16 protein-coding genes are annotated in these 14,746 nt (G+C 40.2%); 9 read left to right on the forward strand and 7 right to left on the reverse strand.

All coding sequences use genetic code 11. The features are described from left to right. The first annotated feature begins 26 nt into the window (after positions 1–26). A complete protein-coding gene (locus CVD27_RS03745) occupies positions 27–977 on the forward strand; it encodes a ribose-phosphate diphosphokinase (RefSeq protein WP_257984253.1) in 951 nt (316 codons plus the stop codon). Positions 978–1,035: 58 nt separating this feature from the next. Here the strand turns inward: CVD27_RS03745 and CVD27_RS03750 are convergent, their stop codons facing one another. From CVD27_RS03750 to CVD27_RS03760, 3 genes are all read right to left on the reverse strand, one after another. Continuing rightward, positions 1,036–3,348 carry a thiamine pyrophosphate-dependent enzyme gene (locus tag CVD27_RS03750; RefSeq protein WP_101646545.1) on the reverse strand — a complete coding sequence of 771 codons (2,313 nt, stop codon included), beginning with the start codon at positions 3,346–3,348 and terminating at the stop codon, positions 1,036–1,038. 17 nt (positions 3,349–3,365) lie between these two features. After that, positions 3,366–4,376: a 2-oxoacid:acceptor oxidoreductase family protein gene (locus CVD27_RS03755; RefSeq protein WP_101646546.1), complete on the reverse strand. Its 1,011-nt coding sequence runs from the start codon at positions 4,374–4,376 to the stop codon at positions 3,366–3,368. A 296-nt stretch (positions 4,377–4,672) separates the two neighbouring features. Further along, positions 4,673–6,253 carry an acetolactate synthase large subunit gene (locus tag CVD27_RS03760; RefSeq protein ID WP_101646547.1) on the reverse strand — a complete coding sequence of 527 codons (1,581 nt, stop codon included), beginning with the start codon at positions 6,251–6,253 and terminating at the stop codon, positions 4,673–4,675. A 112-nt stretch (positions 6,254–6,365) separates the two neighbouring features. On the opposite strand from CVD27_RS03760, the gene CVD27_RS03765 reads away from it, so the two are divergent. From CVD27_RS03765 to CVD27_RS03790, 6 genes are all read left to right on the forward strand, one after another. Beyond that, a complete protein-coding gene (locus CVD27_RS03765; RefSeq protein ID WP_180960135.1) occupies positions 6,366–6,986 on the forward strand; it encodes a hypothetical protein in 621 nt (206 codons plus the stop codon). A 72-nt stretch (positions 6,987–7,058) separates the two neighbouring features. Continuing rightward, a complete protein-coding gene (locus CVD27_RS03770) occupies positions 7,059–7,988 on the forward strand; it encodes an aldo/keto reductase (protein WP_101646548.1) in 930 nt (309 codons plus the stop codon). Between the two features lie 203 nt (positions 7,989–8,191). After that, positions 8,192–8,572: a hypothetical protein gene (locus CVD27_RS03775; protein ID WP_257984254.1), complete on the forward strand. Its 381-nt coding sequence runs from the start codon at positions 8,192–8,194 to the stop codon at positions 8,570–8,572. Continuing rightward, complete coding sequence (locus CVD27_RS03780; RefSeq protein ID WP_180960136.1) at positions 8,562–9,056, forward strand: aminodeoxychorismate lyase; 495 nt, start codon at positions 8,562–8,564, stop codon at positions 9,054–9,056. Before CVD27_RS03775 ends, CVD27_RS03780 begins: the two co-directional genes overlap by 11 nt. Positions 9,057–9,184: 128 nt before the next feature. Beyond that, complete coding sequence (locus tag CVD27_RS03785) at positions 9,185–9,715, forward strand: NADPH-dependent FMN reductase (RefSeq protein WP_101646549.1); 531 nt, start codon at positions 9,185–9,187, stop codon at positions 9,713–9,715. A 173-nt stretch (positions 9,716–9,888) separates the two neighbouring features. Next, positions 9,889–10,620: a DUF475 domain-containing protein gene (locus CVD27_RS03790; RefSeq protein ID WP_101646550.1), complete on the forward strand. Its 732-nt coding sequence runs from the start codon at positions 9,889–9,891 to the stop codon at positions 10,618–10,620. Positions 10,621–10,664: 44 nt separating this feature from the next. Here CVD27_RS03790 and CVD27_RS03795 read toward each other — a convergent pair whose 3' ends face one another. Next, positions 10,665–10,958 (reverse strand): hypothetical protein, encoded by a 294-nt coding sequence (locus tag CVD27_RS03795; RefSeq protein ID WP_180960137.1) that lies wholly within the window; start codon positions 10,956–10,958, stop codon positions 10,665–10,667. A 295-nt stretch (positions 10,959–11,253) separates the two neighbouring features. On the opposite strand from CVD27_RS03795, the gene CVD27_RS27885 reads away from it, so the two are divergent. Continuing rightward, entirely contained in the window at positions 11,254–11,427 is a 174-nt protein-coding gene (locus tag CVD27_RS27885; RefSeq protein WP_180960138.1) for a hypothetical protein, read from the forward strand. A gap of 54 nt (positions 11,428–11,481) precedes the next feature. On the opposite strand, the gene CVD27_RS03800 is transcribed toward CVD27_RS27885, so the two are convergent. Continuing rightward, positions 11,482–11,676, reverse strand: a complete 195-nt coding sequence (locus tag CVD27_RS03800) for an alpha/beta-type small acid-soluble spore protein (protein WP_098533645.1) — start codon at positions 11,674–11,676, stop codon at positions 11,482–11,484. A gap of 156 nt (positions 11,677–11,832) precedes the next feature. Between CVD27_RS03800 and CVD27_RS03805 the strand changes: the two genes are divergently transcribed. Next, on the forward strand, positions 11,833–13,386 hold the full coding sequence (locus CVD27_RS03805; RefSeq protein WP_101646552.1) for an NAD(P)H-hydrate dehydratase: 1,554 nt from the start codon (positions 11,833–11,835) through the stop codon (positions 13,384–13,386). Between the two features lie 100 nt (positions 13,387–13,486). Here the strand turns inward: CVD27_RS03805 and CVD27_RS03810 are convergent, their stop codons facing one another. Both CVD27_RS03810 and CVD27_RS03815 read right to left on the reverse strand, forming a co-directional pair. Next, positions 13,487–14,272 carry a cytochrome c oxidase assembly protein gene (locus CVD27_RS03810; RefSeq protein WP_101646553.1) on the reverse strand — a complete coding sequence of 262 codons (786 nt, stop codon included), beginning with the start codon at positions 14,270–14,272 and terminating at the stop codon, positions 13,487–13,489. Positions 14,273–14,276: 4 nt separating this feature from the next. Then, a complete protein-coding gene (locus CVD27_RS03815) occupies positions 14,277–14,711 on the reverse strand; it encodes a DUF2243 domain-containing protein (RefSeq protein ID WP_257984261.1) in 435 nt (144 codons plus the stop codon). Between the last annotated feature and the right edge of the window lie 35 nt (positions 14,712–14,746).

Here is a 14,746-nt window from a genome sequence, read left to right on the forward strand (position 1 = left end):
AATAAACATATTTTGGGGGATCAAAGGTGACATATCAACTAAAGAAAAGCTTTAAGATGTTTTCATTAAATTCAAATCGTGAGCTTGCTGAAGAAATGGCAAAGCTTTTGGGCTGTGAATTAGGGAAAAGCTCTGTCAAACAATTTAGTGATGGTGAAATTCAGATCAACATAGAAGAAAGTGTTCGGGGTAGTGACGTATTTGTGGTGCAATCGACTTCACAACCGATTAATGATAATATTATGGAACTGTTGGTAATGGTCGATGCCTTGAAAAGAGCTTCAGCCGGTAAGATCAATGTAGTAATCCCGTATTATGGCTATGCTCGCCAAGATCGTACAGCTAGACCTCGTGAACCCATTACTGCAAAATTAGTTGCAAGACTTTTAGAAACAACCGGTTCAACAAGGGTACTTACCATGGACCTGCATGCTCCTCAAGTACAGGGCTTCTTTGATATCCCGGTAGATCACCTGATAGCCAATCCCATCCTTGGAAATTATTTTGAGGAAAAAGGATTAGAGGATGTTGTTGTGGTAGCTCCACATAATGGTGCAGTTATTCGAGCTAGAAAATTAGCAAGTATCTTAAATGCTCCCATTGCCCTAATTGATAAAAGACAAGCAGATTCTGGTGAATCTGAAATCATGAATGTCATTGGTAATATCGAGGGTAAAAATGCCATTCTTGTGGATGACTTAATTAATACGGGTGGAACGATTACTTTAGCTGCTAATGCTTTATTGGAGAGGGGAGCTAAAACCATTTATGCTTGCTGTACCCATCCTGTATTTTCTGCAGACGCCATAAGTAAAATCGAGTCTTCACCAATTAAAGAATTAGTTGTAACGAATACGATTGAAATGCCTGAAGAACAGCGAATCAATAAAATCACCACATTATCTGTAGCTCCTTTATTAGTCGAGGCTATTGATCGAATTCATAATGAAAAAGCTGTAAGCCCGTTATTTGAATAAAAAAAATCCCGCGGTGAGACTGCTCATAGCGGGATTTTTTTTTATCAGAACCTTAAACTTACAGGTATGGACTTTCATGCTTCGCCTTAAGTCTCATCCAGCGGCGTTGTACTTCATCATCAAACATTTTCAATAATTCTTGGCTGTCTTCATTCAACAAATGTTTGGTTTTACCCATCATCTTTAACCAATCCGTTACTGGTAACCGTTTGTTTTTCTCTTCTGGGTCATAAGTGACAGTGGTGATTCCGTGCTCTACCTCGTAAAGAGGGAAGAAGCAGGAGTTTACTGCTGCTTCGACAATCGACTGACCTAATTCATCCTTCGATTTCCAATTTAATGGACACGTAATCAAAATCTTACCGTACACCAAGCCTTCATTATTCGCATACCACTGAGCTTTTGCAGCTTTTTTCAAAAGATCCCGGTCAAATGCTTCTGTACCTGTAAAGACATATGGGATATGAGTAGCTGCCATGATTTGTGCAGTATCTTTGTGATGGAATGGCTTTCCTTTTTGGAATTTCCCAACACTAGAAGTGCTTGTCATATGACCCATTGGTGTCGAATAGGACAATTGGCTGCCTGTATTCATATAGCCTTCGTTATCGTACTCTAAGATAATCATTTTATGATTACGAAGTGCCGTTCCGATGGCTGGCCCCATCCCAATATCCATTCCACCATCACCGGTTACCATCACAAAGGTAAAATCATCGGAGAGACCGAGTTCGTCTAATTCTCCTCGTCGTTTCCGTTCATGGAACATCTCTACAAGACCTGATAAGGTCGCAGAGCCATTTTGGAAAAGATTGTGGATGTAAGTTGCCTTATGAGAACTATACGGGAAGCCGGTTGTTACAACCATGGCACACCCTGTATGGAATAAAGCGACGATATCTCCTTCGATTCCTTTGAAAAATAACTCTAAGCCTGAGAAAATTCCGCATCCGGGGCATGCTCCATGTCCGGAAGCCAGGCGTTTCGGCTTTTTCGTTAAACTTCTTAATGGCGGGATTTTTACTTTTAATTCTCCGGTCTTCTCATCTGGAGTTACTGTGATTAAACCAGTATTTAAGTCTTCTTTTTTCATAGGATTTAAGACACGTTTTGGTGCAAATTCCGGTCTACCTGGATTATGGCCAAAGTAGTCGAACGGTTTTTCAACGAACCCTTTGTCAGCTGCTTCTTGGGCCAATTGGAAAAACAATTCTGCTTCATCAGCATAGAAATCCTTCCCTCCCAATCCGTAGACACGGTTGACTACTTTCGTGTGGCCATTGCCAACGGTTTGCAGAGCCGCTCTTACCTCTAGGGCCATGTTTCCACCATGTGCACCGTAAGAATCTGCACGGTCGCCAATTGTAACGGCTTTCACATTTTTTAAAGCTTCCGCGATTTTTTGCTGTGGGAATGGACGAATCATATTAGGGGAGATGACCCCGGCTTTGATTCCTTTTGCACGCAGCTTATCGGCCACATCTTTACATACTTCAGCAGCAGAATTCAGCATGAATACGGCCACATCCGCATCATCCATACGGTATAAATCAAGAACTGGATATTCACGGCCTGTTAATTTGAAATATTCTTTTGAAATTCTTTCAAAAACCTGCTCTGCATGATACATCGCTTCTGACTGTTGGTAACAGTTGTTAATATAGTCAGGTTCATTCATGTAAGGGCCGATGGTGACCGGATTCTCACGATCCAGCGCATGTGGGAAGTTCCTTGGCGGTTCGCCGATAAATTTTTGAACATCCGCACGATGCTTCATGACCTGCACGCGCCGCTTCTGGTGTGAGGTAAAGTAACCGTCAAACGATACGATAACAGGAAGGCGAACCTCAGGGTCCTCTGCTAGTTTAATAGCAATAATGTTCATGTCATAGACAATTTGCGGATCACGGGCCATCAAAATAGGCCATCCCGTATTCAAGGCAAAATATAAATCAGAGTGATCGCCATGGATATTTAGAGGACCTGAAACCGAACGATTGACTAAATTCAAAACCATCGGGAAGCGTGTACCGGATTGAACAGGAAGCTGCTCTAACATATATAAAAAGCCGTTTGCACTCGTTGCATTAAATACACGTCCTCCGCCAGTGGAGGCGCCATAACAGATACCAGCAGAACCATGTTCTCCGTCAGCAGGAATTAACACAATATCATGTTCACCTTTTGCTTTCATCCCATCAAGAAATTGTGCCACTTCGGTCGAAGGAGAGATGGGATAGTATCCCATGACATGATAATTAATTTGATGGGCCGCATAGGCAGCCATTTCATTACCAGATTCAAAGACAACACTTTGTTCGATCGTTCCATTTGGAACTGAAATATGTTCTTGATTGATTTCTATGGACATAAAATCCCGCCCTTTACTTAGTTTCGAATCGCCAAATCAAATACATGCGGTACCCGGTTCTTGTCTGCGTAACCGTCATTATATTCCCGCTCACTCGTTAAGGCCTCAACAGGACATGCATGAACGCATTTCAAACAACCTTTACAATATTGGTAGTCAATCCCTTGCAAGAACATTTGCGGGCGGCCGCGTTTGTCAGCCTTTTCTTCCCAAACAAAGCAAAAGTCTGGGCATGCAGTATCGCAGGCTGCGCAGTTAATACATTTATCATCATGAAAGTGCGGCAGCATGCCTGCACGGGAAATACTTAAATCCTTCAAGATACTGTTTCCTGGATTGATGATTGTCCCGCCAATTGTTTGTGTTTCATAGCCAAGGAGGGGTTCTGCCCGTTTAAACGGACTAATTGGTTCGTTCTCATTTAACTCAAATGTTTGGAACTCGACTTCATTGTAACCGCGGTCAAAAGTACGTATATTTGGTTCTACCAGATGTGGATACTTTTTTTCAAACGTACGGCGAATCGTCTGTCTCATAGACTCTGGGTCTAGGAAGGTCAACACGCGGTAAAGAGCCCCAAGCATAGCGGTGTTTGCTTTTGTTTGCTCTTCAAGAGCAATGCCTGTTGCATCAACAATAGCAATGGTTCCGCCAGGAATTTTCATAGCATTTTTAAGTTCATCAGGTGATTTTTGAGAGTTGACTAAGATGGTGCTGTCGGGGTATATCCCGCTAGTACAATCGATGGTTTTGAAAAGGGCATCATGGAAAATGCCAACAACATGTGGACGTTCTATAGGTGTGGTGTCGCGTATGGTCATTTCTGGGTTACAAAAACGAATGTGTGCTTTTACTGGCGATCCTTTTTTTTCAGATCCATATGATGAAAAACCGACTCCATTGAGTCCGTTTCCAACTACTCCATCCTCGGAAAGCATCTTCCCAGCCAAATTAGCTCCTAAGCCGCCAATCGATTCTAGACGGATTTCAAAGAAACCGGATTCATTGACTTTTGGTAATTTTGACAACAAGCACTCCTCCAATCTAATCAACAATTAGAATTTTATAAATTTTCTATAAATTCTATGATTTTAATTGTAACAGGATGCAAAATTGGTTACAACAGATTTTTATAAATTTAAAAAAATAGCTATTTATTAAAGAAAGGAAAGAATTTAAAAAAATCAGTTACAATTCTATCGATAAGTTGATATAGTACAGTTCTTGTTGTTGTATAACAATAGGACAAGGAAATATAAAGGCAATGTATATAATCATAATGGGTTACAAACATTGCCTTTTCCATTTTTTATAAAGTTATTGCTTACTCGGAATTTTGTGTGACAAGGTCGATTAGTACCATTTCTTGTTGCGGTTCTTTCAAAATAGATTCGAGTTCACTTATGCTTTTAGGACGTATTCCTTTCACTCCAAAGCTTTGGGCCAGTTGGATAAAATCAGGATTTTGAAATGTTACACCATAATCGTCGCCAAACTTTTGGTTCATTTGTTTGACTTCGAGCTTTAACATGGAATCGTCCAACACGATGATAGTAAACGCTAGTCCAAGCCGCTTTGCGGTTTCCATTTCTGCAAAATTCATAAGTGCTCCGCCGTCACCAGTTATACAGATTACGGGGTTAGCAGGGCATGCCAGTTTTGCTCCAATCGCCCCTGGAATGGCAATGCCCATGGTGGCAAGCCCATTGGAAATGATTAACCGGTTTGGCTTTTTAGGCTGATAGGTTTTGGCGATCGAAACCTTATGGGCACCAACGTCGGAAAGGACAATCGTGTCCTCAGATGAATGTTTTTCAATAAGGTGCAGAACATTTTCAATCGACAGTGATTCATCTGGTTGTTGGTTTATTTGGCAGGTCTTTTTTATTTGAGCGTGAAGTTCTCCTGATGATGCCCAAGGTTTGGCTGTTAACTCTGTTTTGTTAAGGATATTAATTGTTTTCTTAATATTACCGACGAGCTCGCACTCAACAGGGTAAAATTCATTTACTTCTGCTGGTAATGTATCTAGATGTAAAACAGGGAGTTTATTTTTATTCCAAGCATTTGGCAGCTGTTCGACAAAGTCGAAGCCGATGACAATTAGAAGATCTGCATCATTTATACTAGGAAGGATTGCATCGTTTTCTTTGAACCCGAAGGTAAAAAAGTTGAGCGGGTGGTCCTTTGGTAAAATCCCTTTGGCCATAAAGCTATGTGCGGCAGGACATTGTAGAATATTGATAAAGGTCTCGAGCTCACTTGCAGCATTTTGCCGGATGACTCCGTTTCCAATTATAATGAAAGGTTTTTGGTATTTTTGGATAAGCTGCTGTGCTGCATTTAATGATTCTGAATCTGGAACCGTTTCAGGTATTGAAGTTACTGGTAAGGGTGCATTCGTTATCTGCTCTGCTGCAAAGTTTTCTGGCAGAATGATGGCGACAGCACCTGGTTTTTCCATTCGGGTTAATCTGAAAGCTTTACGGATAACCGCAGGGGCGGTTTTGGGATCTTGAATTTGGGTGCTCCATTTTGTTGCAGGTTCCAGCAGCCTAACGATATTGATGAATTGATGTGATTCGTTATGCTGGCGTTCCACTCCTGCTTGGCCGATAAGTGCTATTAATGGTGAATGGTCAAGCTGAGCGCTTGCGATACCTGTGACTAAGTTGGCAGCCCCTGGACCGAGGGTAGATAAACAGATGCCAGCTTTTTTTGATAATCTTCCATAGACGTCTGCCATAAAAGCCGCACCTTGCTCATGTCTGACATTTATGTACTTAATTTTTGATGATTTCGATAAGGAGTTTGCAAGATCTAGTATCTCAGTGCCAACCATACCAAATATGTATTCCACTCCTTCGTTTTCTAAACATTGTACTAGTGCGTCCGTAAGTTTCATTTTGTCCTCCTTTTGTTTACCTAATTATGAATAGTTTGGTCCATTCTGAATGTATTCATAATCCTAGAGTGATACAATAGATGAAAAAACAGGAAGAAAATAGGTGATGATCATGAACGAAAGTTTTGTTTGGTATGCAAGTTATGGGTCAAATATAAATACCGATCGTTTTCTATGTTATATAAAAGGAGGGAAACCAGAAGGGTCATCAAAGGTAGAAACTGGGTGTAAGGATCCCTCTCTGCCCATAGATTCGCTGACCTTCATATTGAAATATCCTCTTTACTTTGCCAAAGAAGCAGCAAAATGGGAATCACAAGGTGTAGCTTTTATCGGTCTCAACGAAGAACCAGGCTGCGTTACATATAGCAAAAAATACCTAATCACAGCAGAACAGTTTATCGATGTCGTTAGACAGGAAAATAACGGAATAGAGATTAATTTTGATTTAAATGAAGTGATTAAATACGGTACAAAAGTGTTCCGGCCTAATGCTTGGTATGGAAATATTGTTTATTTAGGAGAAGAAAAGGGGTATCCGATTTTTACATTTACGGCCCCGTGGGACATGAATGAGATTGAATGGAAAAAGCCTTCTCATCCCTACCTAAAAACGATTATTAAGGGTCTAAAAGAGGACTATACGAATAAAGAAATCTACCATTATTTTCAGAGTAAACAAGGTATAAAGGGGAAATATACAGATGATGAGTTAAGGAACCTCATTTTTTAAGAGTCTATTACTTCGATTTCCAATTAAATGTCTGATATGATAAACATAGGTTAAAAAGGAGATGATTGGTAAATGGCGAAACAAGTCCGTATTGGTAAAACTGATTTATATGTTAACCCGATTGGTCTGGGCACCAATGCTGTGGGTGGCCACAATTTATTCCAAAATCTAGACGAGGAAGCAGGAAGGGAACTAGTTCGTGCCGGACTCACAAACGGAATCAACTTCTTAGATACTGCTTTTATATACGGTCCTAAACGTTCCGAAGAAATCATTGGTGAAGTCTTAAAAGAAAACAGCAACCGTTCTGAGATAGTCATCGCCACTAAGGCAGCCCATAAATTTGTAGGGGAAGAAGTTGTCATTGATAATTCGCCTGCCTTTTTAAAACAAGCTGTTGAAGAAAGTTTAAAACGCCTGCAAACTGATTACATAGATCTTTTTTATATTCATTTTCCTGACAAAGATACACCAAAAGATGAAGCAGTTGGTGCCTTAAAGCAATTGAAGGATGAAGGAAAAATCCGGGCTATCGGTGTTTCCAATTTTTCCATTGAGCAATTAAAAGAAGCAAACAAAGATGGCTATGTCGATGTCTATCAAGGGGAGTATAACTTATTAAGCCGAGACGCTGAGAAGGAATTGTTTCCTTATGCTATAAATAATGGAATCTCCTTTATTCCTTATTTCCCGCTTGCGTCTGGTTTATTAACAGGAAAGTACGATAAGAATACGAATCTAGAAGAAAAGCGCGGAAAGTTTTTTAAAAAGGAAATCTTTGAATCTACCTTAGAAAAAGTTGAACGGATTCGTAAAATCGCCTGTGAAAAGGGGGCAGAAGTGGCGCATGTTGTCCTCGCATGGTATTTAACCCGTGAGGCCATTGATGTCATTATCCCAGGGGCGAAACAGGCAGAACAAGTTCTGCACAATCTTAAAACTTTAGACATACATTTAACTGAAGCTGAAATACTACAAATTGATCAAGCTTTCCATAGCTAAATAAAAAGGCGATGAGATTTATGTCTCATTGCTTTTTTATTTATCGAGACAATTTTTTCAAAAAGTAGAATTATATGTTTTGTGAATCGCCTCAATTTGTCAAATTTCTACGACTTTTGGTGTATTTTGTTGTAAAAAAGGGCAAAAAAACTAGATTCATTGTATAATAAGTACTTGTTATAAACTATTGGAGGGTAATAATCATGATGCTATGGACTTTAGCCGGATTGTTTGGGATTTCTATCATTTTGCTAGTTATTTCAATTTCAAGGACTTCTCGAGCAGCCAAGGCAGAACATAATCAAATTGATTTAATTCATATATCTACAATGAAGGAAATCAATGCAATTCAAGATTCAATCAGAAACATTGAGCTTGATATCGAAGTAGTTATGAAGGAAGCAGGCGTTCAACTTTCTTCTGAAGACAAAGTCTTTATGCGTGACGTACTCGATTTAGCAAACCGCAATTACTCAAATGAAAGCATTGCTCAAATGAAACAGGTTTCAGTAGAAGAAATTGAACAGATCCTTGCTCCTTACCGGACATTACAGGAAGGGAGAAAGGTTGCAAATGAAAATTAATTTACTTACTAGCTTTGCAGCCGGAATGCTCATTACATCGACGATTTGTGGCGCCGTTTATCTTACTGGAAAGAATGATATCGCTAATGCTACTGTTAAAACGTCAGTAAATACAATAACCAAGAAGGTTCAACCTTCTGAAGAAGAGATGAAAAATCAGCTTGAAGCCAAAGGCTATATTGTGCAAACAAAAGCTGAAGTTGATAAGCAAGTACAGGATGCAAAAGCATCTGCCCAATCAAAAGCTGCCCCTGCAGCTACTGATGCGGCTAAACCTGTTACTCGTGTGGTAGTCAATGTAAGCGATGGTATGACAAGTATTGATGTTGGTAGAGTTCTTCAAGCGGCAAATATGGTGAAGAATGCCTTTGATTTTTCAAAGGATATTGAGGCTAAAGGGTTGGAAAACAAATTGCGTCCGGGTGTTTTTATAGTTGACAGTAAAATGACATACGACCAGATTGTTGCCACTATTTTCAAATAATTGGAGAAGTCGATTTCTAAAAGGAATCGGCTTTTTTCTTGTTTGAAAAGCTTCAAATTTGATATCTAAAATAATTATTTCTATAATCGAATTATTACGAAAATTTGATTAACAGGGAGATGGAAAGAATGAAAATCATAGCACTTGTGGGCAGTTTGCGAAAAGATTCATTTAATAAACAGTTGGCCTTAACAATACAGGAAAGATTCGCCAATCATTTTGAATTAGAAGTACTAGATCTTGGTTTACTTCCGCATTATAACCAGGATGAAGAATTCCATCCAGCAGAATCAGTAGGTGAGTTTAAAAGAAAGGTAAAAGAAGCAGACGGAGTGATGATTATTACTCCAGAATACAACTGGTCGATTCCTGGGGTATTAAAGAATGCCTTAGATTGGCTGTCTCGTGTAGACAAGGTGTTAATTGGTAAACCGGTCTTGACTGCAGGAGCCGCTACTGGCTTGATGGGAACTTTACGTGCTCAGCTTCAGCTGCGTCAAATTTTAACCGCATTACAAGTAAAACTTTTATCACCGGTAGGGAACGAAATTCTTATTAATCAAGCTGCTGCGAAATTCGATGGTCGATTGACGGACGAACCAACCCTTAAATTTGTTGATGAAGTTGTTGGACGGTTTATTGATTTGATTAAAGAATAAAGAACAAACGCCTCTGTTCCTTCCCCTTTAAGGAGTATAGGCGTTTTTTTCTGTTGATTTTATCACAAAGAAGCCTGTCATATAATCAAAAGCCTTTCATACATTTAAGTAAGGAGACAACCTGTGGAATTGGACAAACATTACTGGAATGAGAAAGGACGAAATAAATCCAGATGGACTTATTACAAGAGATTTTAAATAGTTATGGTACCATTTTTTCAATGGATGCCTTTAAAGAAGTATTTACGAATCCAGCCAGCTGGGGAGTAATTGGTACCTTGATTATCCTTGAGGGCTTATTATCGGCTGATAATGCTTTAGTTTTAGCGGTGATGGTCAAACACCTTCCGAAAAAACAACAAAGGAAGGCCTTGTTTTATGGAATATTTGGCGCCTACTTTTTTCGAGTAGTAGCCATAGGAATAGGGGTCACACTAACAACGATTCCATGGATTAAGATTATCGGCGGACACTATCTTCTTTGGATTGTCTTTCAAAACCTTCTTAACAAAAATGAAGAGGAAGATGAAGCTAAAAGTCGTAAAAAAGGCTTTTGGCAGACCGTGTTGACGGTGGAGCTGATGGACATAGCGTTTAGCTTTGATAGTGTTATTGCAGCGTTTGGCGTTTCAAACGAAGAGTGGATTTTACTTCTGGGAGGAATACTGGGGATTTTAATGATGCGAGGGGTTGCACACCTGTTTCTGGCCCTGATCGAAAAGATTCCTGAATTTGAAACAACAGCTTTTATTCTTGTCGCAATCATTGGCGTAAAAATGATTGTTTCCGCTTTTGGATTCCACATGGATGAATTTGTGTTCTTTAGTATCTTAATTGGAATCTTCCTGGGTACCTTTGTTATTCATTTTATTCGAAAAATGTCAGGAAAAGAAACGACAATGTAATCGCAAGAAGGGAGGCGCTAATATTGCCTCCCTTCTTTATGATTTTACGATTGGAAATGAATGTTTCCATTTTCATCAATTTCAATGGTATTGTAACTTTTAAACACCTCCATGTTGGTGATTTCATGTTTAACCTCATGAGAAAAGCTTTCCATGTATGGTTGATATACTTCAGGGTCTTTCACTAAATGATAGATAGTCACTTTCTTACCATCGGTCATGTCTGTACCTCTAAGTAAAAAACGATCACTGTAAAGATTTTTAAAATAAGTCCTTGCTTCTTCATGACTTTTAAATTTAGGGATTTGTTCTTGATTAATTGTAAAATCCTGATTCATAAACACATTCACCGCTTTCCAGAGAATATAATAAAACAAAACGTTTACATGAAAGTTTACATAGCTATCAACCATATTCATGACTATTATTCCCTATCTTAACAAAATAATGATTTTTGCCTAATATGTTTGCACTATACAAAAGTTTACTTACTGCATAAATTAATAAAAAAGGGATAATTCCAAATCTCGTTTGTAATTTTTCGCCGATAGTACGGACGTCCTTTTAAATGGCTGATAAATTGGACATGATGGATAAGGCAGAGGCGATTAAGTAAAGGAGGAGAATTTACTAATGAATACCCCTTTTGAATACCCGGAAATTTTTTATAATGAAGTCATTCTTTATTTAGAAGCTAAATGGAACCGCCGTTTAACCGATCATGAACGGCACGTGCTGATTGAAGGTTATCGATTTGGCAGGATGGTGGAAGCGGAATCCGAAATTAAAATCTTGTATGCCAATTAAATGTAGATAGAAAAGGGTGTCCTGATGATGGACACCCTTTTGAAATCTCCAAAGTTATTGACCTTGTTGATTTCGTAAAGCTTGCTCAGCATAAGCGACTAACCGTTTGGTCATTTCGCCGCCGACTGAACCGTTTGCTCGTGCGGTCGTATCAGCACCAAGTTGAACTCCAAACTCGTTGGCAATTTCCTCTTTCATTTGATTAAGGACATCGCCTGAACCAGGAACCAATAGTTTGTTTCTACCCATGATACATCACTCCCGACGATTTTTTTAAGCAACTAAACAGTTGCTTGTATATAATTTAACCCATTTGTTTAATCAAATTCGTAAGGATCTAAACTGTCATGTACATGGGAAAGGTTTATAATAAGGGAAAGGACTGGAAAAGGAGCGACTGAAATCATGTTTATTGCAGGGCAAAAAGAAATGCAGAAGATGGACCAATATACAATGGACAAGCTCGGGTTACCTGGCATTGTTTTAATGGAAAATGCAGGTGCGAAAGTAGTAGAGGAAATGTTAAAAGATTTGCCTTGTGAAAGGCCACGTATTCTTGTATTAGCTGGCGGGGGAAATAATGGCGGGGACGGATTTGTGGTTGCCAGAAGACTTTGTGATTTGGGATATGATCTGCAGCTTTGTTTACTCGTACCACCTGAGAAAATGAAAGGAGATGCCAAAATTCATTTTGATGTGTATCGAAACCGCCAGTTACCAATCCTTTTTTTACATGAAAGTACGCTAGAGAAGGTTCAATCTGAGATCCAACTTGCCGATGTGATTGTTGATGCTCTATTGGGAACAGGTATAAGCGGGCCTCTAAGAGAACCGTTTGGGGACATTATTTCGATGGTAAATGAATATGCAGGGGAAAAATTAATTGTCTCTGTTGATATTCCATCTGGTGTTAGCGGTGATAGTGGAAAAGTAGAAAAGACAGCAGTCAAAGCGACAAAGACAGTAACCTTTGTTTTTCCTAAAAGCGGGTTCTTTTTGCAGGATGGTCCGAAATTTGTTGGTAATTGGAAGGCTGTTGATATTTCGGTTCCGCCTTCGATTGTGGAGGAGTTGGGCTTGGTGATGCCCCAGCTAATAACGGAGGCATTGGTTGCAGACTCGCTTCCAGTAAGGCCAAAACATGGTCATAAAGGCACATTTGGACATGTTTTGGTATTAGGCGGATCAAAGTTTTATGTGGGCGCACCGATTTTTTCTGCTAAAGCGGCACTGAATTCGGGTGCAGGGCTGGTGACATTAGCGCTGCCGAAGAGTATATATCCCATGGCGGCTGCACAAAACCCGGAGTCGTTATTTTTGCCATTAGCGGATGAAGAGGGGCATTTTTCAGCGGAGAGCATTTCTGAACTTCAACCAATGTTAGAGCAGTTTAAGAGTATCGCGATTGGTCCGGGAATCAGCAGATTTCCTGGTGGTGAGACTTGGATGAGGTCGTTGATGTCATTATTGACGACTCAGCCGGTGGTGATTGATGCCGATGCTTTATATCTGCTCCGGGACAAGTTGGAAATGGTGCGGGAATATAAAGGGAGTGTCGTATTTACTCCGCATCCTGGAGAGATGGCGAGACTGTTAAATAAGACGGTTAAGGAAGTGGAAGAGGACAGGATAGAGATTGCGAAGACTTTCTCGAAAGATTTTGGAGTTTATTTGTTGTTGAAGGGACATAGGTCAGTCATTGCAACCCCAGATGGCGAGGTGTTTATTAATCCTCTTGGGCACGATGCGCTCGGAAAGGGTGGAAGTGGGGATGTGCTAACAGGGATTATTGCGGCATTTTTAGCGCAGGGAGCTACTCCTGTTAAGGCCCTGGCAGCTGCGAGTTATCTGCATGCAAGAGCTGGCGAAGAGAAGGCGAGGGTCTTATCTAGTTATGGGGTTGGGCCTTTAGAATTGGTTGACGGGATTAGGGAACAGCTGCGCAGATTGAAGAGCTGAACTTTGTCATTGCATCAGTGGAAGAGATTTTATTTCAGACAGTCAATGAGCCAATCTAATTAGACCGCTTAAGACCAATTCAGCACTGACTTTTTCCTCCTCAATAGAATTGGTCAACTGCCCCCACTGGCCTTACCTCTTTATACCACTGATAGCAAAAGATTATAATCAAAACAAGATCAATCATATCTCCTCCATAATACATAACCATCCCGCCCATCTCCGCCTGGTCCAGGGGCACTCCAGCTGGCGGATGGGCATAAATGTACTTGGCTAATATCCCATGCCCTGCCAAAGCGGTCGCAAACACTGCCGCTCGATGCAAGAAGCTGGTTCGATGTGGGGCTGGATCAAAAAAGATGATAGATGAAGTAAAGACATACCCGGCCAGAAAAATATGTAAATGGACTGCCAAATGAAGAAGGGAATTTTCCTGCATCAAATGATAAAGATTACTGCTATAAAGCAGCCAAAGACCGCCGATATTCAAAAAAGAAGCAATCATCGGTCTGCTAATAAAACATACAAATTTGCTTTTTAAAATCAAACAAAGACGGCCGCCAAACTTCACAGAAACCATCTTTAGTATCAACGTCATCGGTGCCGATAGAACCATAAGAAGCGGTGCCAGCATACCTAGTAATAAATGCCCAATCATATGTGCAGTGAAATTCATATGTGCCCGTTCAGCAATCGGTCCGGTAACGGCTGCAAGAGCGCAACAAACACCCAGGACCCACATAATCACTCGATAAAAAGGCCATTTTTTTCCTGAAAAAACAATTTTAACGACTGCACCTAGATAAAAGACTAAGGCAAAAATAAACGGCGGCATCAGGACCAACGCGGCACCGAGGTTATTCCCAAAATGATGACTATTGCCCATTCTTTCATCCTGCCTTTGCTTTTTTAGCCGAGAGTATTAACAGATTAACACCGATAAGTAACATTAGAACAGATATAATAAACCAAACCAAGTCATAAGGTAAGATATTCAAATGATAACGAATTTGATGGAGCTGCATTAGTTTATGTTGGACAATCCCATCATATAATTGAAAGCCACCTGCCCCAAGGAGGACCCCGGAAACCCATTTCCCAGGCTGCCAAACCCTTCGGCGCCGGACATCCGCTACCATAAAAAGTCCGCCAACCGTGAAAAACCAACTAAACGCATGGAAAAAACCATCTGAAACTAAACCAATCGCAGTGGTTGACTTATCATAAAAATGATGCCAATGAAGGAGCTGGTGAAAAACAGTCTCGTCAATAAAGGCAACAAGTCCGATGCCGAAAAATATCCCTGACCAGAGATTTTTTCTCATATGTGCAGAAAGATCTTTCCTGCTTCTAGAATGAT

Origin of the sequence: Neobacillus cucumis (assembly GCF_002860255.1) — a bacterium.
GTDB lineage: Bacteria > Bacillota > Bacilli > Bacillales > Cytobacillaceae > Neobacillus > Neobacillus cucumis_A.